Source organism: Bacillus sp. TCT6 (assembly GCF_056033845.1).
The window spans coordinates 193,083-217,949 of record NZ_JBVYHX010000002.1; the positions used below are offsets into that span (position 1 = coordinate 193,083).

Below are 24,867 nucleotides of genomic sequence, written 5' to 3' on the forward strand. Positions count from 1 at the left end.
CAGGCTTATTTTTTATTTAGTTCCGAACATCTTATCAGGATCCATAAATGCCGCTAATTCTTCATCATTTTGAGCTTGTGGTTCTTCATCTTTATCTGGTTCTAATTCAAAGTAATCACCAAAATTAATATTGAAATCATCGTCCGAATCTTGCGCTTCAATAGTAGTAATTTGAGATTTTGTATATTGAATTTGACTTTGTTTTTCTTTAAATTCATTATATTCTTCAACTAATCCTTTAGATAATCGAGATGGTAGTGCATCTGTCTTATAGAAAGTATACACGCTACCCATAAAGTCATTTTTACTCACTAAATAACCATTAAAAACAGTTCCATTGATTGGTAGTTTATTTGTTACTTCTACTTTTGCATCATCCATAAATGAATCATCAATGTTCTTCTGTTCATCTAAAATTGCTAACATCCCAAAATGATGTACCTTTGATGCCTCTAAATCTCCATTTTCATTTGTCTTCATCAGGTCAATAGGATGATGGAATGAGCTTCCTTTCAATGATTCTGAGAACATATCTACAATTTCTTTACTGTTTTCAATTTGATTCATATTACGTGAAACCTTATTAATTACTAAACAGCCTGTTCTTTCTAGTAAAATTCGTTTAAAGTCCTGAGAATCTAGAATTACTGATGTTCCTGAACCATTTGCAGCTGTATTTAACTCATGAATAATATCTCCAATTCGTTGGTTTGCATAGTCTCGTGAGTTTCCAATGCCTTTTTTCTCATTTTCGTTTAATCCCTTAAACTCATCATAGAAGTGTTGGTTATCTGCAAATACAACAAATGCAACGCCTTTTGCTGGATCATTAGCTAACTTCCAAATTTCTTGTGAAAATTTATTCACCTGTCTCAGTACATCAGGTCCATCCGCTCTAACTGGAAGTGTAACTACAATACCCATTTTAATGAAATCTTTACGCTCAATAGCATTATTGAAAGCAATTCTTGCATACTTTTGTTGATTTTTTATTAATTCTTCTCTAGGAATTTTCATTGCCATACTTTTAAGTTCTTCAGCAATTACAGGTTTATTATGAAAAGCGGAGAATTCTTCAATTGCTTGAATAATTGTAGATGTACCTGTACCACCGCCTAAACCTGCAAAAAATAGTACTAATTCATCAGTTGGTCTAACACGTTCCGTTATAAATTCTTTTAGTTTATCTTTAGCTTCTTCATTAGATTCTAAAACCTTTACAGCACGCTCAGGATTCTTACCTAAACCACCTAATTTTAGTGAAACTTGGTTACTTTTCGGCACATTTTTCAGTTCAGCTAAATCCCCATCATTACTATTCAATGCTAGGCAATTATAAACTGCTGTACCGTCTGTATGCTTATACTCAGCAAATTTATCTACCATTCTAGTTCCAGCTTGACCAAAACCAACCATAGTCATTTTCACAGCTACTTCGTTTTTTAGAAAGTTTTTTGCCATTATTTTATCTCTCCCTTATTCTCATTACTTTTTTTACGTTTCCCTAATTCAACTAATACTTGTTGTCCCCTAATAGTTGAAATTAAAAACTTATACGGATGCATAATTTTTTCTGTTATTAATGACATTGAAGCTAAAGTAGCAACACTACCTTCTGCCGATCTTCTTGAAATGTTAGTTCTTTCAAGTTCTAATGAATAGGATTTACCCTTAGGTTTCTTTACTCTCCTATCAATAACAACACTTTCTACTATTTCATTTATTGAGATTCCTCTCATATACCTTGTCTCTTGGTATTGTTTGTTTACTTGAGATCCTATGTAATGAAATACATTGTAGAGTATTTCGTCTCCTTCAATAATGTCTGCAAACATTTCCACAACTTCCTCAGTGAATTTGTTTTGTTTATATTTTTCGCTTAATACCTCGTTCAAGTTGTCCCCCCCTTAAAACGTTGGTTAATTATTCCTAAAAATATATTACATCATTGTAAGACGTATATCAAGTTGTTATATACAAGACTTATATGATATTTACAAAATATAAAATTGAAACAACGTCCTATATATCAATGTCAAATATATAAGACGTACATGAAAGCCGTTCATATAAGAAGTGAACAAAACATGTTAATATTAGGTTTCATATAACTAACAATAACTATTAAATAATAAATATGAGTGCAGTATTTATGTATATTTTTATCTAGAATTATAATTCTAATATATATTACTCCTAAAATAACGTACTAATATCATGGTTATTAGGTTTATACGTCTTGTATGCAAAAACTACATGTAAGACGTATGAATAAATACTTATAATTAAAGGTTTTGTATGCTTTTATATTAATTTCATGTCAATATAATATCATCACAAATTATTACACGACCTATTTGAAAGACTTATATGAAAGACTTATAAATAAAACGTGTATATATCCCTATAAAAAAAGAGTAATACCTCTTAAGTATTACTCTTTTAACTATATAGTTTTATATAAAACACTTAGTTTATTAAACAGATTTTTATGATTCCGCTTCTTTTTTAATAACCCATTTTTCTGTTGATTGTCTACAGAAAGGTAAGGGGATGTCAATGTCATGTTATATTTCGTTATTTCTTTTATTAATTCCATAGTTATTTCTGAGATTTGCAGAAATAACACATAAAATTGTGATTCATTTGGTTTTCTTTGAAATTAAGTTCTATAAATTTGTCCATATAACTTGTCAATTTCATATCAATATAATCACTATAACTCACATATAAAGCCATAAAGCGATTAAAATCAGCTAAACTATAAACATAGATGTACTAAATAAATCTTGTATACAGCTTTAAATAAAATAATATATTTAGTTTCTTTAATTGTTATTGCACAAACAATTAATCAATTAACAATTGAACATGACCAAAGATTCATGGATATCCCGTTAGGAACAAACTTGTTTATGATGATATTACTAATGAAGATGATACTGACAATGAAGGGGAGTTAACAAATAATCAGTCTGTGCAAAATTACTCAAGGAATTCTGCTCCTAAGCTAGAAAAGGAAGGTACTACAGCATCAATTGCTACTTCTAATACAACAGAATCCGCAAAAAGTAATGAAGTAATGGCTGTTCAGAAAGAAAATGGACCAGATACAAGTAAACATAGAGAACCTATTGAACTTAACAACAAAGCACCCGTTATTACTGAAACTCCAATAGAAGTGCCAAGGGCGAAGCATACACCACAAAATATAGAGAGCCTGCTTACAGCTTACACATCGACAGTAACCCATAATCAGCAGGAAAATGAAATTCAACGAACTGCAGAAATCAATGGTAAAAATACAACATCTAACTTAACAATGCAATGATTATGACAAATGGCTGCTACTGTTCCTCAAGATGATGAAAATACATTACCTTTAGATAAAATGGAAGGTGGCTCTTGTCTTCACAATCGTAAAGTAGCAGAAGTAACTCCAAAAAGTACGGCAATTAAGGATAAACTCAGTCAATATATCGAAGGTGACATTAATCGTGATTGATATACTAAGCATATAACGAATATTTCTACTGGTAAAAAGGTGTGGGTCGTAAACTCATACCTTTTTATTATTTCATATGTAACTTTCCCCAAGGAGACAATTTCTTTATGCTAAAATTTAATTGAGTTTGTGTAGAAGGAGAAAATGGATGAAAGATTAAGGGTTGGAGGAATGACATTGGAAATAGCCAAATTAAATTTGCCCATTGATAGTATACACTTTTTACTTAATCATCAAATCAAAGAAAACGAATTCGAATGTCTCAATGTAGAATTTTACACCTATTCAAATGGTTTTCTTTTAGATGTAGTGGAATGGAAAAAACAAAATGATTTTTCTTTATCGATATTGGATAAAGAATATACAGAAGCGTTTTTAGCAAGTTTAGAGAAGTTTAAACGATACCTTGTTATTGGGAGTAATATGGATTCAGGTAATCTAATTACTATCTACCAACCCACAGGAGAAATATATGAGCTAGAACATGAAATTACAGAAAAAGTAGAAAGATGTTTTGTTAATTATTCTATAGAGAAAATGTATTGCTGCTTCAATTATTTTAAAAAGTTTTGGGTTCAACTATTAGGGCAGGAACACGACAAAAGTCATGATCTAACAAACAATTTTTATGAATTAAAGAACAAATTAGCGGAGTTTGATACTAACGTATTAATAAATGATGATGACTACAATAGACAATTTTGGAATTGTTTATATCACGACAATTTAAACTTTCTTTTGAAAAAGTCAGACGAGAATTAGATTATCTTTAATTGAGATACTTCCATGAAATAAACGTTATTTCGGAGTAAAAAATGACTTTTTAAGAACCAAAAGCAGATTAAGGAATAGCTCCTTACTGGTTAAAATTTCACTAGAAAAATAAAATAACAGTAAGGAGTGGTTTTATTAATCCCGCATTGCACCTGCTTCTCGGGAAGTCATTGCTCCTTGTCCTTCTCTTACATCATTTTGAATTTGTTGTTTCACTTTTTTCGCATCAGTTTCTGCAAAATTTAGTTTCATAATAGAACTAGACTTTTCTATAGCTTTTTTATTATGTTGCATACAAACCCTCCCTTTAACATTTAACAATCTTATTATGTGCAAATGTACACATGATATCCACCGAGCAATTGAGCGCGTTTATGGATTAATACAGGCAGATATGGGGCTGGCAGAAGCGCTATTTAAAAGCAACAGCTATTTTACCTAAAAAGCTGATATTAGAAATTCAGAAGTATGTTCAAGAAGAAACAATATATATTTCTAAATCTAAAACCTCTCATCAGAGACGGGGTACACATTCTGGAACAAGAAAGCTGATCGATGAAAGAAATGATGCTCCTTGCTTTTTATTATGGTGAATTTGTTTCTTAGTTATTTCCTGCATTTTATAACATTCAGCAACCATGTAATGTTAAGGGAGATGACAAAAGAAAGGAAGAATGTACAAATGAGTATAGTAAAAAACGGAACATTGCAAGTACTTGGAGCAAGCATCTATTATGAGGTGCGTGGCTCGGGTCCAATTCTTCTTTTGATTCATGGTGGGGGTGGTGATTCCGACAAGTTCCATAATATCGCCGACCATCTTGCTAAATGGTATACCGTTGTTACTTACGATCGTCGTGGTCATTCCCATAGCAATCTCGTCAATAAAACTGAGGATTACCATGTGCACACACATAGTGAAGACGCTCATCGGCTGCTAGCCAATCTGACCAATGAACCGGCTTATGTATTCGGAAGTAGTTCAGGTGCTGTCACAGGACTTGATTTGTGCATACGCCATCCTGAGCAGGTACAGTTACTAATCCCACACGAACCGGTTTTATTACAACTTTTACCTGAAAATGAGTTGAAGCAGGCTATAAATTTCATGGAAGACCTTAAAGGAAATCATCAAAGTGAGGTCATGAAGTTATTGTCAAATATTGATGATAGCAATTCCGGACCATCGAAGGATATGCTATCAAAGCGACTACTCGGCAATTCAATTTATTTCACTGAGTATGAAATCCCGGGAATTCTCAGCTATACTTTAAACATCGATGCATTAAAGCACCCATTAAAACCTGCATCGATACAGGTACGTCCAGCCGGTGGAAGTATTTCACGAGAATTTTTTCCTTACCATTGCGCATTCAACTTAGCAGAACACCTCGGAACAGAATTCGCAGAGTTTCCAGGAAACCATGTGGGCTATAACACAGTGCATCATAAAGAGTTTGCTGAGAGGTTACATGACATTCTTGAGAATTTATCCGGAAACGTATCAATCGGTAGTGTATGAACACAATATCGCGAATAGATATCCAAAGAGCTACAAGAGACTTCGTAATTTAGGGTTTTGTCTATATGTCTAAATTATAATACGATGCATGTTGTTTAAGAAATGGGCACGTTTGTTGAAGAATAAAGGTAGAAAATGATCAAACTTTTTATAAAATCGAAACTTAAATTTGTTAGATAAGAATTCATTTTAAACAATCTTTTTTCAAAATGAATTCTCCTTGTTTACCATAAAGTACGAGTCTGTGAGGTATTTTCAATCAAAGTTTATTTCAAAGCAACAGCAGAATATGAACAAACTAAAAAGAAGCAGGTACCTCTGTAAAGGTATCTGCTTCTTTTTACATAGACTCTATAATCATTTGTCTCTCATACCACTTGTTCAGTTTTTCATTAACGCTTTTTGAAATACGCTTCATTTTTTTATTACAGAATCTTGATAGCGTAGCAGGCGATAGTCCTATTTCATCTGCTATCTCACGCATTGTTTTATTTTGATGCATATGTTGATGCATAATTTTCTCTCGAATCATATCCTCTGATCCTACAGTAGGTTGTTTTACTGTATCTGCAATATAACGCTCCTCTTGCTTCTCTTGCGTATCTATTGTCTTTTTCTTCACCATACTATCTATATTATTCATTAATTCTTTTGGAGGTAAAATAATGATTCCCAACTTTTCAAAGTAATTCTTAAACCAATTACGTTCTCCTATTTTTGTTTCATCCAATTCTTCTGCATATGCCCAATGTGAAATGACATTTTCCTTTTCTAAGTCAATTAAAACATTTTCTAGTTGTTCTCGAATTCTATGTGGACGTCCATTCGTAGTTTTGATACCCATTACAGATAGTAAACCTTTTTCTCCACCAATGGAGTATGGTCTTTTTAAAGTACTGTATTGCTGACGAATTCTCCACTGCCATGATAAATAACGAATTAAACGTTTATGAAACTTATGTCTATAGCTATTATACTCTAGTGCTTTTTTCGATAATAAAGCAGTTGTACTATTAGAGCCATACAAATAGCCTGATAAGAAACTACCTGGTTTAATCTTACAGGATTCTATGCCCATATATTCATTAGTATTCTTATCTCTCCATAACACTACTGAATCGAGTACGAATAGCCTTTTAATGACTTCACGTTTTACTTCGAATTGCTGCCCCGTTTCTGCTTGATCGTTCAGTACTACAACTTCATTATCATCATTCAAATAAATAAAGATACTAGCTAAAGCTGCTATACGTTGTGCTATTTTTATCTTATCTTCTGCTCGATAATACTCTACACCATTTGCAGATGCTTTTGGCATATTGCACATTTCTAATACATTTTCATAACTAAAATCTATAAATTCATCTGGTGATTTAGCTTGATTTAACCACTGGATTGTAATGGTATCCAAACAATCTGCTGTAAGGTCATCCATATTACTAATTACTCCATCGACCAATATGGACCATCTCTCTGCTTCGTTTGTGTTAACAAGTCTCAAATCCTCATCCTTATGTGAGGATAGTTGTGCAACTCCACTTGAATTTTTCGTTTCTAATGGTAATACCGGTTTTGCTACTGCTTCATCTTCCTCAAAATGATTTTTTGCTATTCCATCACGTAATTGATAGTACATTGCGTCATTGGTTACAGGATAGTAATCATCCGATATATCTTCTATATGTTCTGTTACCTGACTATCTTCAAAAATTGAAATTTGAGTTGGTTCAACTGCTTCAACTTTTTCTTCGAATTCTTGTTCAATGATTTTATCTAGTACATTTTGAATCTCAATTTTATATTTATTCAGATTGGCATAAATGTTTAACAACGATGTTCCTTGCTCTTGTTTCTGACCTAACCAAGAAACAAGTGTCGAAAAGGAAGGGGACATATTAGCTGATGTTACTAATTTATCGTGATTCTCTTGTACTTCTTTATAATATTTATTCCATTTGGCCCATAACTGCTTGTTTTCTTCATAAATTGGAGCAGCAAGTAGGAGGGCATCACTAAACAATGCTAACACTTTCTCCATATTTAAATACCTCCTAATAATGTTAATTACAAATATAATTTGAATCTTAAAAATGTGAAACGCTATAGCTATATGATGGCTATATAACCTTTAAGTTGAAATGTTATCTGAATAATCTACATAATCTTTGTTTTTTTACACGTTTTACTGTGAATCATTGAAATTTTCTTTACTTGTCTTTAATTATATAAAACTGCTTCTATTTGTAAAATCAATACTTTACAATACAATTCCAGTTTTTAAAAGTTTTTTATGCTCAAATTCAGTTACTGTTACATTTTTAACATCTATATTTTTGATTCAAAAAGTTGTAAATCCGAGTGGTAAATATGTTGATTTAAGTCCTTGGATATCTTATTCTTCAGTTTTCCATTCCCTAAATCTTCTTCATCAACAATAATAGTTTTTGGAGCGACTCGATTTGTTAGCTTAATAATTATGGGACTTTCCTCTAAAAGAACCAAAGCAAACAATAAAAGCGCTTGCATAATTAAAAATCCGAGTTATAATACTTGTATACAAGTATACTTGATTAACATGAGGTGAATTTATGGCGAAATCAATGGAATTTCTTTATCCTGAAAAATGGCTTTCAAAAGCTTCTACAGGTGATCGTGTTGCGAGCGAACTGAGAATGCGAATTATTGCAGGTGAAATTGAAAGCGGTACCATCCTGTCGGAAAATAAATTAGCTGCCGATTTTTCTGTAAGTCGGTCACCCGTTCGTGAAGCATTAAAAGTACTAGCTTCTGAAAATATTATTCGCTTAGAAAGAATGGGCGCAGTTGTCATTGGTTTAACCGAGAAAGAAATCGAAGAAATATATGATGTTCGTTTACTTATAGAAAAGTTTATCTTTGAGCGACTTGTAAAGATGGACACAAATGATTTAGTAAGAGAACTAAATAAAATAATGGAAATGATGAAAATCGCCATTAAATATCATGATTCTGATGAGTTTTCTTATCAAGATCTCTTATTCCATGAAACGATTATTCGAACCATTGAGCATTCCTACATCCTGATGATCTGGAATAATTTAAAGCCTGTTATGGAAAGCTTAATCCTTTTATCAATGCGTACTCGTTTCAAGGAAAAGTACGAAGACTTTGAACGGGTTATTAAAAATCATGAGCTTTATATAAAAGCAATCGAATCAAAAGATCGAGCCCTCATGATTGAGGCCTTACATCAAAACTTTGATGATGTTCAAGGGAAAGTTGAAGATTTCTGGATGTCACAACAAATGTTATCTAAAGGAGTAGAGCAAGGACATGAGTAGCTATATGTTAGGTATAGATATCGGTACAACAAGTACGAAAGCAGTTTTATTTACTGAAAAAGGCGAAGTCATCCAAACTGAGAATATTGGTTATCCACTTCGCACACCGGATATATCCACAGCGGAACAAGATCCAGAAGAGATTTTCCAAGCTGTTTTACAAGCAATATCAAATATAACGAAACAGCATTCAGATAAAAAACCATCGTTTATTTCATTTAGCAGTGCTATGCATAGTGTCATAGCTATGGATGAAAATGATCATCCGCTGACACCTTGTATCACTTGGGCAGATAATCGTAGTGAGGCATGGGCACATAAAATCAAAGATGAACTGAATGGCCATGAAGTTTATAGACGAACAGGAACACCTATTCACCCAATGTCACCATTAAGTAAAATTACATGGATTGTGAATGATCATCCGGAAATTGCTATTAGAACGAAAAAATATATTGGAATCAAAGAATATATCTTCAAACAATTCTTTAATCAATATGTTGTTGATCATTCCATCGCCTCGTGCATGGGTATGATGGACTTAAAAACACTAGATTGGGATGAGGAAGCTTTAAAAATTGCTGATATAACACCCGCTCAATTATCTAAACTCGTACCAACCACCCAAATATTTAGCAACTGCAATCCAGATTTAGCCCAAAAGATTGGTATCGATTCACAAACACCGTTTGTCATTGGTGCCAGTGATGGGGTGCTTTCTAATCTAGGTGTAAATGCAATTCGGAAAGGGGAGATTGCTGTCACAATTGGGACAAGTGGTGCTATTCGGACCATCATTGACAAGCCACAAACAGATAAAAAAGGAAGAATATTTTGTTATGCCTTAACTGAAAAGCATTGGGTAATTGGTGGACCGGTAAACAATGGCGGAATGGTCCTTCGTTGGATTCGTGATGAACTTGCTTCATCAGAAGTAGAAACTGCGAAAAGACTAGGAATTGATCCATACGATGTATTAACTAAAATAGCTGAACGCGTGAGACCTGGTGCAGACGGATTAATATTCCATCCATACCTCGCAGGTGAACGTGCACCATTATGGAATCCAGATGTACGTGGCTCCTTCTTCGGTTTAACAATGTCACATAAGAAGGAACATATGATTCGTGCAGCTTTAGAAGGCGTTATATATAATTTATACACTGTATTCTTAGCGTTAACCGAATGCATGGATGGTCCTGTAACCCGTATTCAAGCAACAGGCGGCTTCGCAAGGTCTGACGTTTGGCGACAGATGATGTCCGATATTTTCGCATCTGAAGTCGTTGTTCCAAAGAGCTACGAAAGCTCTTGTCTAGGTGCATGTATATTAGGTCTCTATGCTACAGGAAAAATTGATTCTTTTGAAATCGTTTCCGAAATGGTTGGCAATACCTACAAACATACACCGAAAGAAGATGCAACAAAAGAATACAGACAATTACTGCCGATATTTATTAACCTATCAAGGGCGCTAGAAGATGATTATACACGAATTGCAAATTATCAAAGAAATTTAATAAAGTAAAACTTTCATCAGTAATCCCCCACGCCTCGTTTCTATCTAAATCTCGAGATGGGGGCCTTACTGCCCACGAATAGCGGGATAAATACAAATACAGCTAAGATTAGGGGGGAACTACGATGCCATTAGTCATTGTAGCAATTGGGATTTTAGCATTACTTTTACTGATTATGCGCTTTAAATTAAATACCTTTATTTCATTAATCATTGTATCGGTCGGGGTTGCTTTAGCACTTGGAATGCCACCAGAAAAAATTTTTAAAACCATTGAAGCGGGATTAGGGGGAACACTTGGTCATTTAGCACTCGTTTTTGGACTTGGTGCGATGTTAGGTAAGTTGCTTTCAGATTCTGGAGGCGCACAACGCATTGCCATGACCCTTGTGAAAAAATTTGGTGAAAAGAACATTCAATGGGCTGTTGTGACTGCCTCATTTATTATCGGGATTGCATTATTTTTTGAAGTAGGATTAGTATTATTAATTCCGATTGTATTTGCGATTTCAAGAGAATTAAAAGTTTCTATCTTATATCTCGGTATTTCAATGGCAGCAGCTTTATCTGTAACACACGGATTTTTACCGCCACACCCAGGACCAACTGCTATCGCTGGTGAATTGCATGCAAACATCGGTGAAGTATTACTTTACGGTTTTATGATAGCGGTTCCAACAGTTGTGTTAGCTGGACCTGTATTTACTAAACTTGCAAAAAAACTAGTACCTGATGCGTTCACAAAAACCGGTAATATCAAATCTTTAGGTGAGCAGAAAGTATTTACACTTGTAGAAACTCCTGGCTTTGGAATCAGTGTTTTTACCGCTTTACTGCCTGTTCTTTTAATGGCAGTCGCTACAATTATTACTTTGCTGCAAAAAACAATGGAATTCAAAGATAATAGTTTACTAGTAACAATCGAGTTTATTGGGAATGCGGATACTGCCATGTTGATATCCTTACTAGTTGCGATCTATACAATGGGATTGGCAAGAAATATTCCAATCAAAAATGTGATGGAATCTTGTACAACAGCGATCTCAAATATTGGGATGATGCTCTTAATTATTGGTGGAGGCGGCGCTTTCAAACAAGTATTAATTGATGGCGGCGTTGGTAACTATGTAGCCGAATTATTCAAAGGAACTTCATTATCACCGATCTTGCTCGCATGGATTATCGCTGCCATCTTACGTATTTCATTGGGGTCTGCTACGGTTGCTGCATTAACAACTGTCGGTTTAGTGATTCCGATGTTAGGTCAATCTGATGTTAACCTTGCTTTAGTTGTCCTTGCAACAGGGGCTGGTAGTTTAATTGCTTCACACGTAAACGATGCTGGTTTCTGGATGTTCAAAGAGTACTTTGGTTTAAGCATGAAAGAAACATTTGCAACATGGACTTTACTTGAGACTATCGTTTCTGTAGCCGGATTAGGATTTACTTTATTATTAAGTTTATTTGTATAGATTTTTCTAAACAATAAAAGGGATACGGAAGCTGTTTAATGTGATTTTTCATAATTAACCGGTTATTTTTCATGATTGATTAATAAGGATGAAAATTTCTCTTTATTTTTTAACTTGATAGTGATGCGCCGTGTCCCTATAACCTTTTGTACGAATACTGGTGGAGCCTATTGAAATGAAAAAGATTGATTATTTGATTAAAGTGTTATTTTAGGTATATATACTATAATACAGAGTAACATACATGGAAAGGAACGATGGAGTATGGCAAAGTTACAAATTGGAGTTGTTGGTGTGGGCGTTATGGGAAAAAGCCTCGCACTTAACTTTGAGAGCAAAGGGTATTCTGTTGCCCTATATGATATTTCAAAGGAAAAAGTTGATGAAATCATTGAGGAAAACCGTGGTAAAAACTTAGTTGGTACTCATATAGTTGAAGAGTTTGTTAACTCACTTGAATCACCTAGAAAGATTTTATTAATGGTTAATGCAGGGGAAATTACAGATAAGGCAATTGATTCCCTAGTCCCTCACCTCGATCAAGGTGATATTTTAATTGACGGTGGTAATACATACTTTGTCGATACAATCCGCCGAAACAAACGTCTTGCCGAAGAAGGAATCAATTTCATCGGTGCAGGTGTGTCAGGCGGCGAAGAGGGTGCATTGAAGGGACCATCTATTATGCCAGGCGGACAGAAGGATGCATACGAAAAAGTAAAGGATATGCTTGAAAACATCTCTGCAAAAGTGAATAACGAGCCTTGTTGTTCTTATATCGGACCTAATGGGGCAGGCCACTATGTAAAGATGGTTCACAACGGTATTGAGTATGGAGATATGCAATTAATTTGTGAAGCATATTTCTTCTTGAAACAAACACTTAATTTGACTGCAGAAGAATTCCATGAAATATTTGCTGAATGGAATAAAGGTGAACTGAACAGCTATCTAATTGAGATTACAGCCGATATCTTCAAGAAGAAAGATGAAGAAACTGGTAAGCCATTAGTGGATGTTATTCTTGATACTGCAGGACAAAAGGGTACAGGGAAATGGACAAGCCAAAGCGCACTTGATTTAGGTATCTCTCTCCCTATTATCACAGAATCTGTATTTGCACGTTGCATTTCTGCTTTAAAAGAAGAGCGAGTGAACGCAAGCAAAGTTTTATCTGGTCCTAAAGATAAAACAGCAATTGGAGTTGAAAAAGCTGAATTAATTGAAGCAGTGCGCCAAGCTTTATATATGAGTAAAATTTGTTCTTATGCACAAGGATTCACGCAATTGAAGGCAGCTTCTGATGAATATGATTGGAACCTTGATTTTGGCAGCATTTCTATGCTTTGGAGAGGCGGATGTATTATCCGTGCTGCCTTTTTACAGAACATTAAAGAGGCTTATGAAACAAACACTGACCTACCGAACCTTTTACTTGATCCATACTTTAAAGAAATTGTAGAGTCATATCAAGGTGGATTACGTCAAATTATCTCAATGGCGGTACAACAGGGCATTCCGATACCTGCATTTTCAGCAGCAATTTCTTATTATGACAGCTATCGTACTGCCAAACTACCTGCCAACTTGTTACAAGCGCAGCGCGATTATTTTGGAGCGCATACGTATAAACGAGTAGATAAAGAAGGTACATTCCATACAAAATGGATATAAAATAAGAAATGGACTAAGATTAAATTCTTAGTCCATTTTTCATCCCACAATTCGCAGGCTATAAGACTCCCACTGATGGAAGTTCACTTTAAACGAATGACTGAATCAAAATGCGTTTATTTTTCCCATTTAGATGAAAAACCACATAACCTTTAAGGTGAAATGTTATCTGAATAATCCGCACAATTGTTGATTTTTACTCCTTTTATTTTGGATCATTTAAATCCTCTTTACTTGTCTTTAATTATATAAAACTGCTTCTATTTGTAAAATCACTACTTTACAATACAATTTCAATTTTTAAAAGTAAATTAGTTAAACACACTGATTTTTTGCTTAACGCCTAGATAACTTGTTACTCTAAGTCAAAACTTAAATACCCCAGCTGCTTCTTATTTAAAACTACATAGCCTTATCATGGCTATATACTCTTATTTGAAACTATATAGCTTTATCGGGGCTATAGGCCCTTATTTGAAACTGCATAGCCTTATCGCGGCTACTACTTCTTACTTGAAACTATATAGCCTTATCATGGCTATAAGCTCTTATTTAAAACTGCATAGCCTTATCATGGCTATAAGCTCTTATTTAAAACTGCATAGCCTTATCGCGGCTACTACTTCTTACTTGAAACTATATAGCCTTATCACGGCTATTACTTCTTACTTGAAACTACATAGCCTTATCACGGCTATAAGCTCTTATTTGAAACTGCATAGCCTTATCGCGGCTATTACTTCTTACTTGAAACTGCATAGCCTTATCGCGGCTATTACTTCTTACTTGAAACTGCATAGCCTTATCACGGCTATTACTTCTTACTTGAAACTGCATAGCCTTATCGCGGCTATTACTTCTTACTTGAAACTGCATAGCCTTATCACGGCTATTACTTCTTACTTATAATAATGAATAGCTATATTGTGGTTATAATTTCGTAATTTATGAAACGTTATAGCTATATGATGGCTACAACTTTTAAAAAATGAAACGAGAATATCCTGAAAATCATTCGACTAAAAAAATTTTTATTCTATGTAATTTACTAATAAACGTTGATATAAAGCCATTTCATTAAATATGAAAGAAAACGCAATAAAATTATTATAGCTATATGATGGCTACAACTTTAACTTTAAAACTTCAAACAAATCTATATATACCAAGGGTTACAGCAGCTTTCAATAAAATATAACTTGTTTTAAAAACTTGAAACGTTATAGCTATATGACGGCAGGAAACATGAAACGAAATGAAACGTTTATAGCGGTATGATGGCTACAACTTTTCATTTAAAAACATTTATAACTCCCTATATATCAGTATTTATACGAAATTTATAGAAATTTCTTAGTCAATCCAAAACATGAAACGTTATAGCTATATGATGGCTACAACTTTAAAACGAAATTAGCGTAAAACCCTATAAAATCAATGGTTTAGTAAGATTCACCCCACAACATACTACGTTTCATATTCAAAAAACTTCATAGCCCTATGGTGGCAATAAACTTTTTTTTATGAAACGTCAAATCCCTTGTCCCCCAAGGGATTTGGGCGCGTTTCATTTTTTTATTTTTCCTCTTAAAGGGACAGATTTCACCAGCATTCGATTTGATATAATCAAAAATGAAATTCTATATCTAATTGTGGGGAAAACTGCAACTTAACATAAAAGGAGGTGAAAAAGATGGCAAAACCTTTCGTTATAAAGAACAAGCGTAGTTTGAATGGTGAAACAACAACACCGGTAATTGTAACAATTAAATCGTGGCAAAAGTTAGTAGAAGCTTTGGAAGGTAAGTATTACAGTTTTAAAGATACTTATCTAGAAGACATTGTGAATTCAATGTCCTATGAAGAACGAATTGCTGATGAAGAGGGATTTGTTGAACAAGCAAAGCCATCTTTTTCACTGAAAATGAAAAAGATTGTGGATAAAGTAAGTGGATTTGATAAAAATGAGGGCAGAAAACATAAGCTATATGGTATTACAAATGCTGATCTAGAAGTATTTCTATTTCTTCATAAAAAATGTAATACATATGGTGAGCTTTCACATGTATCGATCCATATGCTTTGGGAAGATTATAAAAATTATAAAGAAGCATTTGCACATATTCACCACTCGCAGTTTTATGTGGCTTTGAAGAAGTTAAGTTTCCATAACATCATTACAATTGAAAATGAGTACAGTGGTAAATATAAAATCACCTTAACTGACTTCATGAATAAAGAAACGAATAAAGCAAATGCATATACATTTATTAGCCCGATAGTATTTACCAAAGAATTCTTTGAGTTATCCATTGCAGCTAAGAAACTATTCATGGATGTAGCAATGCAGCAGAAACGCGAAACTACCCTGAAACGTTCTTTATTTAAAGTTGATGAGCAAGGTAATTCAACTCACTTTGGTGGAATGTATCGTTACTTACATAAGAAATACCCGCACCAGATTCGTGCTGTACTTGAGGAACTAAAAACAAAACTATCTGCTACCGAATCTCCTTTATTTAAAATTTGCAAGTTAGAAAAAGGGAAGAAGAATAAAAAGCAATACACAACATTGCATTTATCTGTACATCCTAATTTCTTATGCGCGAAAGAAGAAGGAGCAGAATACCGTGACCCATTTACACCACGAGATACATATAAGCGTAAAGCTAAATTCATAGAAAACTTGTTAGTAGAAATGAATATTGCTGAATTTGCAAAGGATATGAACCAATTCATTAACGTTTTAAAACACTCTTGTCATCGTCAAATTCGCCAAGTAGTTCGTGGCTTACGTGAAATGATTGATCGACAAGAAGGATATCCGAAAAAGCTTGTTTATACACTAAGTAAATTATTAAAGCAATCTTCTCAATACCGTGTATTAGATACAGCTGCTAAAACTGGTATTTATCCTTTAATTACACACAATGTACCTAAACATGAACAAGAAGAGGCCATTTTTAAATTTGGTACTCATTTTGCTATATACTCTTTACGTAATGTTCAAAAGCTATTCCGTAACGCGCATGAACTGCTTCATGCGAAATATGCTGTACCTGTAACCTTAGATGCTTACCATCGTAATTACATGCAGTATCAAGAGGAATCACTATTTAGAAAATACGCTTATGAACAAGGCGTAAATATTAACGCATATACAGCGTTAGAAATTGAAATTCGCGAACTATTAAAGTCTAGTGGGTATAAAGGAAATCAAATCCCTAGCGATATTCGTGAACTGTTCATTGAAAAAATTGATAGATTACCGAAGGAAAAGATTCGTGTAATTGAAGTCCCTGAAGACTTTAATTTAATTCAGTTTCTACAGTCCTTAGAAGCATATTACCGTTCAACAAGTGAAGTACCACATACGGTTGATCAACTGCTTCCAGCAATGTAATGATACAGCTCTCTATTTTTGAAAAAAGCAAAAGTGGAGGGCTATTCGTGTTGGAGATAACATGTGAAGAGTATTACTTCAAACAAAACAGAGAGTAAGTTTTCAATTTTAATGATCACAACTCTCTATTTTTTATGCAATTACATACAGTGCATGTGAAACAAAATGAGATATTCACAATTTCTAATTTGTTTATTCTGAATTATCAATCCGATTACGTCGTTTAATCTACAAAAAAGCGGAAATATTTTTTAGTATTCTGTTGATATCTTAATAATTTTGACCTGATGTGTATAATATAAAGCCTTAAGTACTGTTCTTATCATGTTTTACCTCTAAATCTACTTAAAATCAGAAAAACATCTGTTAATTCTGTTTAAAAAGTAGATTATGTTCCTAACTTTGCCCCATTTGTTAATAAATTGTGGGTAGTTTTTTATAAATGTGGAAATTTTGTTCATAAGTCATCGAAATTAACATTTATTATTTATTCAGTTACCTGTATAAATTTAATGATGATTATATGTAGTTTATATATATCTACTTTACGATATTTTGTAGTTTTAAATCATCATCCAGCTCATTAAGTACGTTCCCAGTATTTACTTTTTATGATTTTTTACGGCTAGAGAAATTATGAACCCTTATTACAGCAATGTTTGAACACGATTTTTTCTCTGTATAAAAGTTTTATCTTTTTTCTTTATATATATTAAAGATATATATTATATTAGGTTTTAATATTGTGTAATCCTTACTATAGAACATCGTTCCTGTGTATAACCAATTTCATTATTTTATTTCTCTTAGATTAGATAATTGATTAGTGAAAATTACAATGAAGTTTCTAATCTCCTAACCATAAAAAATAATCAGTTCGATTTATAGAGCTGATTATTACATCCAGAAATCCTCAAAGTCTACTCTGTAACCTTTTCTTTTTAAGGCCCTAATTAGTTTTTGGCCGTTCCCTAATGAAGGCTTAAATGTATTTGAACGAGAAATGCGACTAATTGTATTTTGATTTACTCCACTCCATTCCTTTAATTCGGTTTGAGTAATATTATTCTTTCTTAAAAATTTACCAAACTTTGATAATGGTTTCCCCAAGCCAAACATTGTGAACACTCCTATCCGTAAATCTCCTATTAATCACATCTTTACCAAAGCATGATTTTTTTAAACAAAAGTGTTAATAATGTACAAGCCTCACGTAATATGATGTATCAAGGTAGCCACTATGGTATATAGCAAACTTATTACCAAATTAGATGCGAAATCAACTAGCCTTTGTACTAGCAAAGTTTCTACCAAGTTAACAGTCAAGATAATGCTATCAAGGTAATAGGCATATAAACCCTATATTTTAACTAGTTTTTTCATTTTGTTTATAGAGGGGGACATTTAAATGCGTGATAGGAAGGAAACAATTTCTTTTCGTGAATGTATGAATCAACCTTACGAAGAGAAAGAAAAGAAAAATCGTAAATACAATTCATTTAGTCCTTTCGCATTCCTTCATATGTCGGATCAGATACTACATACTTACATTGCATTAGGAGTAATGGGAACGGTTTTAATAGGGGCAGTCATGTTAGAAAGATATTTAGTGCGACATGACCATATATCGGCAGCTAAATTTATAAGTGAAGGTATTTATTACGGCATGCGGATAGGTGGAATTTGTTTGATTGGATATGTATTTTTTCGCATCCTAATCATGTTTTAGGGGGAAGTATATGAGAATGATAAAGAATTGGCTTCATATAAAAAGGTTAAGGAATCAACTTATAGAGGTATTTGGAAAAGCGGGTCTATATACGGAACATCAAACACGCGGGGGGAAATTTCCTATTTATCCAAAGATATATAATATATCTTCTTCAGCAGAAAGCGTGAGATATGTATTTACCATACCAAACGGATTAGATCCACAGAAGATTGAAAAGAAGTGGTTTTGTTTTCAACAAATATTAGGACGGAATATTACGATTGAAGGGGATGTGAAAAAGTTTGTCCTACATGTATTTCATTCGAATGCTGGGTTAAATCCGTATACTTATTGTTATAGAGAATGGCAGCCACAATTAAAAGGTTACGATTTACCCGTTGTGGTCGGCAGGGACCAATACGGAAAAATAATTGCGTACGACATGATTGGTTCCAATTCACCGCATTTATTAATCGCAGGAGAAACGGGAAGCGGGAAAAGTAGTATGGTACGTGTTGTGCTATCCACACTCATTCAATATATGTCTCCTAATACCTTGCATTTGTATCTTGGTGATTTAAAAAACTCTGAATTTCATTTTTTACGTAAAGTCAAGCATGTAAGAGAAGTTTGTATGGAGGAAATCGAAATGAAAATAATGCTTCAAAAGTTATGGAAGGAAATCAGGGAACGAAGAAAACTTATGGAAGAATATGAAGTTGATCATATTAATGCGTACAACAAATTAAATCCAAATTATCAAAAGCCATATATCCTACTTGCTATTGATGAAGTGGCTATGCTTAAAGATGAAAAAGAGTGCATGACTACGATTGAAAAGATTTCAGCAGTCGGGCGATCACTGGGGATTTTTCTTTTGCTTAGTATGCAGAGGCCAGATGCCAAGGTGTTAGATGGTAAGTTAAAACTTAATATGACTGTAAGAATGGGCTTTAAATGTGATAGTGCGATTAATAGTAATATTATGGGGACTCCTGGTTCAGAGCATTTAGAGCAATCTGGACAAATGATTTTTAAACGAAATGGATTAAAGAAAGTGCAAGCTCCTTATTTGGAATTAAGTAAGGCGAAACAAATTGTTAAACCATATCGCATGTCTAAAGAGGAGAAGATACTCAAGATTTCATCGCAAGAAGAAATTCCGTTATTTGGGGTGTTAGGTGATGAAGAATAGAGATATAGGGATTTTGAATGATTTGAAACGATTTAGATGTATGTCTCGTGATGATATTATTGACTTACATTTTCAAGGATTAAAGAATGCGATAACTTGTTGTAATACAGTTATGAAACGATTAAGAAGAGATGGTCATGTTGATGCTAACGTATTGCAACACCCATACATTTATTTTCCGCAACCCAGTTCTATCAGAAAAACCAGTCAAAAAATTCCTCATTTCCTTGGTATTGTGGACGTATACAAACAACTTGTTTATTATGAAAATCCTAAGTTATTCAAAGTGGAACCAAAGTATGGGAAGGAATATATGGAGCCGGATGCTTTTACTATATGGCGTAGGTCGCCATTCTTTATTGAAGTTCAAAAATCAGTGTACAGTAAAAAGATAATGCAAGATAAGATAAATAGATATGAGTTATACTTCCATAGTCAAGAATGGCAAAATGAATCTTGGCAACCGAAAAATTCTAAATTCTTTCCTTCAATTCTTATCGTTACCGACAAATATTACGACGTTCAATCTCCTTATTTCCGTATATTTCAGGCGAATTCAATAAATAATTTTATGAATAAATTAATGATGAAATCATAAAAAAAGCCTGCGTAATGCAGAGCTTTTTTCTATTCTAGGACAATACAGCTTTTTTATGATATAAAATTGTTGCCAATGAAGTTTCATATTCCCACGTTTTAAAAGAAATAGAGATATATAGCTTTGGTGTAAAAGCAGATGGGGATTGAAGAATTACATTAGGATTGTATAAAAACCGTGGTCACGGATGTAGTTATAGATATAGAATCCAGTTTGATTAATATTGACATGTCTCCTATAAGTATACACATCTAAAATGAAAATCTGTTTAACTACGGGGAGGGGATTAATTTTTATGGTACGAATGAAAGTTCTACAACTGAAAGATGGGATTTTTTATTTAAGATTTCTATTTATATAACATAATATTCCGTGATAAAGTTTTTTGTGGTAAAGTTTTCCGTGGAAAAATTAAGTATTTACAGCATAATGGAGTGGACAGAATGAAAAAACAAGTTTCATTATTATTAGGGAGTATCATGCTTACGGGAGGTATTCTTGCAGGTTGTGGAAGTGAGGATGCACCTACAGAGAGGAAAGAAAAAGCAACTTCTGCTGAGCAAAAGGATGTTTCTAACAAGTCTGAAAAAGATGAGAAAAGCACTTTGAATTTATCGAAAGTAGGGCAGAAAGCTAAGGTAGATGGTAATGAGGCTGAATTAATGAAAATTAAGGAAGTCAATCAGACAGTAGATATTGCTCCTATTAAATACACTGTAAAAAATATGAAGATTATTAAAATGAATAAAGTAAATAAGTCAACGGAATCCTTCTTACTTCAATATACAGGTGGAAGTAATTTACCTGAGAATTTACATTACATACAAATTCAGTACAGTGTAGAAAATACTAGTGATCAAAACGTAGATTTTTCTGGTCTAGATAAGGTTGTACTTAATAATGGTGAGCAGTTAAATGCAATAGGAAATGACTTTATTTGGGAGAAAGAGGATAATGATAGTAAATTCTATGGGAAAGTGAAAAAAGAAGGTAGCGTAGGTCTATTCATTAAGGGGAAGCCTGAGGAGATTACATCAGCTAAGTTAATCTTTAGTAACACAGTTAATCCTGAGGGATATGAGACGATTACAAAAGAACAGCAAGCTGAATTTCAATTCTAAGAGGGAGGCAGACGCCTCTCTTTTTTATGTCTCAAATAACATTAATTCGTTAATTGACACTCCCACGGCTAAAGCCACAAGCTGACTAACGTCAGTGGGATTCTTGCTATCAAAGGCGAAGTCTATTTCTAATATCGCTGACGTGCAAGACCGTGGTGTCCCATTTCAACTCTCGTGATTGACCCTATGGGTTCTTAAAATATAGAATATTAGAAAAATATTATGGTAAAATGTGTATAACTATAAATTATTAAATAGATTGGAGAATACTAGAATGAAAGTACAATTATTAAGAATAGGGATATTGGCTTGCTTCATGATATTCTGTTGGTCCTATGAAGATGTCTCTGCTGCATCTACGTGTGAGCCATATGATGAAATTAAGCCGAACCAAAATCCCTCTCGTCAGCACATAAATTGCCTACTAACGAACGCAGCATTAAAAGAAAATGTTCCTCCTGAAGTTGTAAAAGCTGTAGCTACACAAGAAAGTGGATGGAAACAATTTGATGGAAACGGCCAGCCAATCATAGCACAAGATGGTGGAATTGGGATTATGCAAATTACCAATCAACCTCAGTTCGATCAACAAAAGTTAAAATATGATATTAATTATAATATTGAAGCAGGTGTTAAAGTTCTTCGTAGCATGTATCAGCGAACAGACCTACCTAAGGTAAACGTTGCTGGACCAGAAATAATCGAAAACTGGTACTTCTCTGTTATGGCTTATAATGGAACAAAACCTGCAAACAGTCCTTTGTATAAAGCTACGGGTCAAAAAAATTTAAATGCTTACCAAGAAAAAGTGTTTTCTATTCTAGAACAATCCAGTTTTTTAAATGATACAAAATTGGGGCAGTTTCCTTTCAGTACAGCTGATTTTGAATATGATCCTAACACGAGCACAAATATTATATTTAAAAAGAAGGAGTACATACTAACAAATCTACATTCTTCTATCTATCATCTAAAAACAGGTAATCAAGTACTTGTAACAAGAGATGGAGTAAATTTAAGATCTAAACCTACTTCCGCTTCAAGTGGGAAACCGTTAAGTAAAAATACGAATTTGATTATTCAAGGAAACTTTGCATATGATGAATCTGTAGATAGTAGCAATCAGTTTGTATGGTATCCAGTTAAAACTGCAGATCAAAAACTAGTAGGTTATATTTCCTCCGTATATATTATGAAAAAAGTATAATTTAAGAACTAACGAAGAAGAGGTTCACTGATAAAGATATGGTAGTGATGAGAACGGTTGAGCATAATACAGTTGTAGGTTCTGGTGCAAAAAAATTATCAAACTTGGACATACCGATACTATTCCTCTACAAAGGCTTGTAAATGGTATGCAAACAAAAAAGTTGTGCTATTGGAAGCATTTTGGTTCGGACTGTATTTTGTAAACAGTGAGATGATACATGCGGTAAAACTTGAATCTTCGTACAGAAGCATTCCTACGTGTATATTACACAGAAAAAAAGGTGCAACAGCTTGGTAGGATATGAGGACAGACGAGCTTCCAACGAAAGTAAAAGAAAAAATAAATATGAAATGATTAGTTACTTGTGATGGCGGATTCTCTTACATGGAGAATCCGCCGTTTTTTTATTTACAATGAGAAACGCATGCTAGGATGAATATTGGGGTTAATTAGAATGTTTGACTGGTCAATACTGCTAATGTATTAATGATCGATATGTATAAGTACCTATACATATCAGATTAACGAAATTTTGTTCATTTGTTTTCACTAGAGGTTGTATCCCGGGTGAGAAGAAGAAATTGTGATAAAGAAGTGTGAGAAAGCCGTAGCGTGATTGACAGAATTAAACTCGTAAGATATCTCGTAATAGATAGCATAATAGAGAATTAAATCGTTGTATATTTTAATATATTGTTATAATATTACGAAAGGGAATAAGGTAATATAAGGTAAATACGTTAATGTTATTGTATAAATATAGCGCAAACAGGGAGAATGAACATGAAAAAGTATCTAGTAGCAGGATTATTGTTGTCAAATTTATTAGTGGGGTGTGGTCAGGAGAACGCCTCTACCAAGAAAGAAACACCTAAGAGTGAGCAGGAAGTGAAGAAGGACACGCAAGCCGATAAGAAGGTAGATGGAACAAAGCGTGATGAATTAAAGGACGCGGAAAAGTTGAATGATAATGTGCCAAGGGATAACGAAAACAAAGTGGTTGATACGGAAAAACATGAGGATAAAGTTGATATTGTGCAGTATCAGTTTTCATTAGATGAAAGTAATTCTACAATGCCTGTTGATTACTTTGAAGCACTTGAACATGGTATGCCATACGAAGAAGTAGCTAAGGCCTTACACCGTAATGCGACAAGTGCAATTAAAACTAAGAAATTTGATACTGAATTAATTGAATATACTTATGAGGCGCCAGAAGCGGTGATACAAGTTCAATTTAAGGATGGTAATTTATTTGGTGCGGAATATGTTGGTCAAGATAAGGAAATGTATTCAGTCATTCCTGTTGGATGGGATGTAAAAAATAATCGTTGGGAGGAAGAAAAAAACGTAGGCGTGCGATCTAGTGAGAGTAAGTCAAACAATCACACGTCTCAAAGGAACGAAGGCAAGAATGTTGAAGCCAACGATAAACCCGCATCTAGTACAGCAGGTGTAAAGGTAAATAAAAATCCCGAGGAAGTTACTACGAATCATAAACCTAATAATAACGAAGTTGAACAACATCATAATAAGGAAAAGCAACGTAAGGAAGTAGAAGAATTTAAACCGAGTGATGCAGACATGGAACGCATTAAACGACAAGAAGACCGTTGGAATACGCCATCAGGTGGTTTTGGTGCTACATGGCAAGAAGAAATGAAAAAACAGAAATAAAATAACATACATACCTATTATAAGGATTAAGTGAATTTAAAGCGGAGAATATATAGTTTCTATCATATTTTGTTATATTCATTCTATAAAATTCAAAAAGATGATAGGGTGTTGGAAATCCAAAAGGATTTTTCGTTACTCTGTCTATTACAAAATATTAATATTG

The 24,867-nt window shown here is 33.6% G+C and carries 19 protein-coding genes and 3 pseudogenes; 15 read left to right on the top strand and 7 right to left on the bottom strand.

Annotation, left to right across the window (positions count from 1 at the left end):
* Positions 1 to 12: 12 nt before the first annotated feature.
* The 3 genes and pseudogenes from AC0ONG_RS27865 to AC0ONG_RS27875 all read right to left on the bottom strand — a co-directional run.
* On the bottom strand, positions 13 to 1,461 hold the full coding sequence (locus AC0ONG_RS27865; RefSeq protein ID WP_061667521.1) for an FtsZ/tubulin family protein: 1,449 nt from the start codon (positions 1,459 to 1,461) through the stop codon (positions 13 to 15).
* Positions 1,461 to 1,895 carry a hypothetical protein gene (locus tag AC0ONG_RS27870; protein ID WP_098438154.1) on the bottom strand — a complete coding sequence of 145 codons (435 nt, stop codon included), beginning with the start codon at positions 1,893 to 1,895 and terminating at the stop codon, positions 1,461 to 1,463. Before AC0ONG_RS27870 ends, AC0ONG_RS27865 begins: the two co-directional genes overlap by 1 nt.
* Before the next feature lie 551 nt (positions 1,896 to 2,446).
* Positions 2,447 to 2,830, bottom strand: a pseudogene (locus AC0ONG_RS27875) (hypothetical protein); the annotation flags it as partial.
* 84 nt (positions 2,831 to 2,914) lie between these two features.
* On the opposite strand from AC0ONG_RS27875, the pseudogene AC0ONG_RS27880 reads away from it, so the two are divergent.
* Both AC0ONG_RS27880 and AC0ONG_RS27885 read left to right on the top strand, forming a co-directional pair.
* Positions 2,915 to 3,505: pseudogene (locus AC0ONG_RS27880) on the top strand (type IV secretory system conjugative DNA transfer family protein); the annotation flags it as partial.
* 171 nt (positions 3,506 to 3,676) lie between these two features.
* Positions 3,677 to 4,267 (top strand): hypothetical protein, encoded by a 591-nt coding sequence (locus AC0ONG_RS27885; RefSeq protein WP_098438167.1) that lies wholly within the window; start codon positions 3,677 to 3,679, stop codon positions 4,265 to 4,267.
* Between the two features lie 147 nt (positions 4,268 to 4,414).
* Here AC0ONG_RS27885 and AC0ONG_RS27890 read toward each other — a convergent pair whose 3' ends face one another.
* Positions 4,415 to 4,573, bottom strand: coding sequence for a hypothetical protein (locus AC0ONG_RS27890; protein ID WP_176519894.1), 159 nt, complete (start codon positions 4,571 to 4,573; stop codon positions 4,415 to 4,417).
* 98 nt (positions 4,574 to 4,671) lie between these two features.
* Here AC0ONG_RS27890 and AC0ONG_RS27895 point away from each other — a divergent pair.
* A pseudogene (locus AC0ONG_RS27895) lies at positions 4,672 to 4,845 on the top strand (hypothetical protein); the annotation flags it as partial.
* A 116-nt stretch (positions 4,846 to 4,961) separates the two neighbouring features.
* Positions 4,962 to 5,801, top strand: a complete 840-nt coding sequence (locus AC0ONG_RS27900) for an alpha/beta fold hydrolase (RefSeq protein WP_098438169.1) — start codon at positions 4,962 to 4,964, stop codon at positions 5,799 to 5,801.
* A 340-nt stretch (positions 5,802 to 6,141) separates the two neighbouring features.
* Here the strand turns inward: AC0ONG_RS27900 and AC0ONG_RS27905 are convergent, their stop codons facing one another.
* On the bottom strand, positions 6,142 to 7,839 hold the full coding sequence (locus AC0ONG_RS27905) for a helix-turn-helix domain-containing protein (protein ID WP_098438156.1): 1,698 nt from the start codon (positions 7,837 to 7,839) through the stop codon (positions 6,142 to 6,144).
* 550 nt (positions 7,840 to 8,389) lie between these two features.
* Between AC0ONG_RS27905 and gntR the strand changes: the two genes are divergently transcribed.
* The 4 genes from gntR (at position 8,390) to gndA (ending at position 13,786) form a co-directional block, all read left to right on the top strand.
* Positions 8,390 to 9,121 (top strand): gluconate operon transcriptional repressor GntR, encoded by a 732-nt coding sequence (gntR, locus tag AC0ONG_RS27910; RefSeq protein ID WP_061667515.1) that lies wholly within the window; start codon positions 8,390 to 8,392, stop codon positions 9,119 to 9,121.
* Entirely contained in the window at positions 9,114 to 10,649 is a 1,536-nt protein-coding gene (gntK, locus tag AC0ONG_RS27915) for a gluconokinase (protein WP_474204965.1), read from the top strand. Before gntR ends, gntK begins: the two co-directional genes overlap by 8 nt.
* Before the next feature lie 116 nt (positions 10,650 to 10,765).
* Positions 10,766 to 12,112, top strand: a complete 1,347-nt coding sequence (gene gntP / locus AC0ONG_RS27920; RefSeq protein ID WP_098438161.1) for a gluconate permease GntP — start codon at positions 10,766 to 10,768, stop codon at positions 12,110 to 12,112.
* A 264-nt stretch (positions 12,113 to 12,376) separates the two neighbouring features.
* Entirely contained in the window at positions 12,377 to 13,786 is a 1,410-nt protein-coding gene (gndA, locus tag AC0ONG_RS27925) for an NADP-dependent phosphogluconate dehydrogenase (RefSeq protein ID WP_474204967.1), read from the top strand.
* 675 nt (positions 13,787 to 14,461) lie between these two features.
* Here gndA and AC0ONG_RS27930 read toward each other — a convergent pair.
* On the bottom strand, positions 14,462 to 14,662 hold the full coding sequence (locus AC0ONG_RS27930; protein WP_474204969.1) for a hypothetical protein: 201 nt from the start codon (positions 14,660 to 14,662) through the stop codon (positions 14,462 to 14,464).
* Between the two features lie 817 nt (positions 14,663 to 15,479).
* Here AC0ONG_RS27930 and AC0ONG_RS27935 point away from each other — a divergent pair.
* The gene (locus tag AC0ONG_RS27935; protein ID WP_098438021.1) at positions 15,480 to 17,189 is read left to right on the top strand and encodes a hypothetical protein; all 1,710 of its coding nucleotides are present in this window, start codon (positions 15,480 to 15,482) and stop codon (positions 17,187 to 17,189) included.
* Between the two features lie 897 nt (positions 17,190 to 18,086).
* On the opposite strand, the gene AC0ONG_RS27940 is transcribed toward AC0ONG_RS27935, so the two are convergent.
* Positions 18,087 to 18,308 carry a helix-turn-helix domain-containing protein gene (locus AC0ONG_RS27940; protein WP_097962115.1) on the bottom strand — a complete coding sequence of 74 codons (222 nt, stop codon included), beginning with the start codon at positions 18,306 to 18,308 and terminating at the stop codon, positions 18,087 to 18,089.
* A 289-nt stretch (positions 18,309 to 18,597) separates the two neighbouring features.
* Between AC0ONG_RS27940 and AC0ONG_RS27945 the strand changes: the two genes are divergently transcribed.
* The 6 genes from AC0ONG_RS27945 (at position 18,598) to AC0ONG_RS27970 (ending at position 24,701) form a co-directional block, all read left to right on the top strand.
* Positions 18,598 to 18,918, top strand: a complete 321-nt coding sequence (locus AC0ONG_RS27945; RefSeq protein WP_098438019.1) for a hypothetical protein — start codon at positions 18,598 to 18,600, stop codon at positions 18,916 to 18,918.
* 10 nt (positions 18,919 to 18,928) lie between these two features.
* Positions 18,929 to 20,095 (top strand): FtsK/SpoIIIE domain-containing protein, encoded by a 1,167-nt coding sequence (locus AC0ONG_RS27950; RefSeq protein WP_098438017.1) that lies wholly within the window; start codon positions 18,929 to 18,931, stop codon positions 20,093 to 20,095.
* A gap of 22 nt (positions 20,096 to 20,117) precedes the next feature.
* The gene (locus tag AC0ONG_RS27955) at positions 20,118 to 20,693 is read left to right on the top strand and encodes a replication-relaxation family protein (protein ID WP_098438022.1); all 576 of its coding nucleotides are present in this window, start codon (positions 20,118 to 20,120) and stop codon (positions 20,691 to 20,693) included.
* A gap of 443 nt (positions 20,694 to 21,136) precedes the next feature.
* Positions 21,137 to 21,814, top strand: a complete 678-nt coding sequence (locus tag AC0ONG_RS27960) for a hypothetical protein (protein ID WP_098438016.1) — start codon at positions 21,137 to 21,139, stop codon at positions 21,812 to 21,814.
* A gap of 274 nt (positions 21,815 to 22,088) precedes the next feature.
* The gene (locus AC0ONG_RS27965; RefSeq protein ID WP_098438014.1) at positions 22,089 to 23,021 is read left to right on the top strand and encodes a transglycosylase SLT domain-containing protein; all 933 of its coding nucleotides are present in this window, start codon (positions 22,089 to 22,091) and stop codon (positions 23,019 to 23,021) included.
* 786 nt (positions 23,022 to 23,807) lie between these two features.
* The gene (locus tag AC0ONG_RS27970) at positions 23,808 to 24,701 is read left to right on the top strand and encodes a hypothetical protein (protein ID WP_098438012.1); all 894 of its coding nucleotides are present in this window, start codon (positions 23,808 to 23,810) and stop codon (positions 24,699 to 24,701) included.
* Positions 24,702 to 24,867 lie beyond the last annotated feature (166 nt).

Bases quoted from the DNA above. Each gene is read 5' to 3' on its own strand.
- AC0ONG_RS27865 (WP_061667521.1), bottom strand. From the start codon at position 1,461: ATGGCAAAAAACTTTCTAAAAAACGAAGTAGCTGTGAAAATGACTATG.
- AC0ONG_RS27885 (WP_098438167.1), top strand. From the start codon at position 3,677: ATGACATTGGAAATAGCCAAATTAAATTTGCCCATTGATAGTATACAC.
- AC0ONG_RS27890 (WP_176519894.1), bottom strand. From the start codon at position 4,573: ATGCAACATAATAAAAAAGCTATAGAAAAGTCTAGTTCTATTATGAAA.
- AC0ONG_RS27900 (WP_098438169.1), top strand. From the start codon at position 4,962: ATGAGTATAGTAAAAAACGGAACATTGCAAGTACTTGGAGCAAGCATC.
- AC0ONG_RS27905 (WP_098438156.1), bottom strand. From the start codon at position 7,839: ATGGAGAAAGTGTTAGCATTGTTTAGTGATGCCCTCCTACTTGCTGCT.
- gntR (WP_061667515.1), top strand. From the start codon at position 8,390: ATGGCGAAATCAATGGAATTTCTTTATCCTGAAAAATGGCTTTCAAAA.
- gntK (WP_474204965.1), top strand. From the start codon at position 9,114: ATGAGTAGCTATATGTTAGGTATAGATATCGGTACAACAAGTACGAAA.
- gntP (WP_098438161.1), top strand. From the start codon at position 10,766: ATGCCATTAGTCATTGTAGCAATTGGGATTTTAGCATTACTTTTACTG.
- gndA (WP_474204967.1), top strand. From the start codon at position 12,377: ATGGCAAAGTTACAAATTGGAGTTGTTGGTGTGGGCGTTATGGGAAAA.
- AC0ONG_RS27930 (WP_474204969.1), bottom strand. From the start codon at position 14,662: ATGCAGTTTCAAGTAAGAAGTAATAGCCGCGATAAGGCTATGCAGTTT.
- AC0ONG_RS27935 (WP_098438021.1), top strand. From the start codon at position 15,480: ATGGCAAAACCTTTCGTTATAAAGAACAAGCGTAGTTTGAATGGTGAA.
- AC0ONG_RS27940 (WP_097962115.1), bottom strand. From the start codon at position 18,308: ATGTTTGGCTTGGGGAAACCATTATCAAAGTTTGGTAAATTTTTAAGA.
- AC0ONG_RS27945 (WP_098438019.1), top strand. From the start codon at position 18,598: ATGCGTGATAGGAAGGAAACAATTTCTTTTCGTGAATGTATGAATCAA.
- AC0ONG_RS27950 (WP_098438017.1), top strand. From the start codon at position 18,929: ATGAGAATGATAAAGAATTGGCTTCATATAAAAAGGTTAAGGAATCAA.
- AC0ONG_RS27960 (WP_098438016.1), top strand. From the start codon at position 21,137: ATGAAAAAACAAGTTTCATTATTATTAGGGAGTATCATGCTTACGGGA.
- AC0ONG_RS27965 (WP_098438014.1), top strand. From the start codon at position 22,089: ATGAAAGTACAATTATTAAGAATAGGGATATTGGCTTGCTTCATGATA.
- AC0ONG_RS27970 (WP_098438012.1), top strand. From the start codon at position 23,808: ATGAAAAAGTATCTAGTAGCAGGATTATTGTTGTCAAATTTATTAGTG.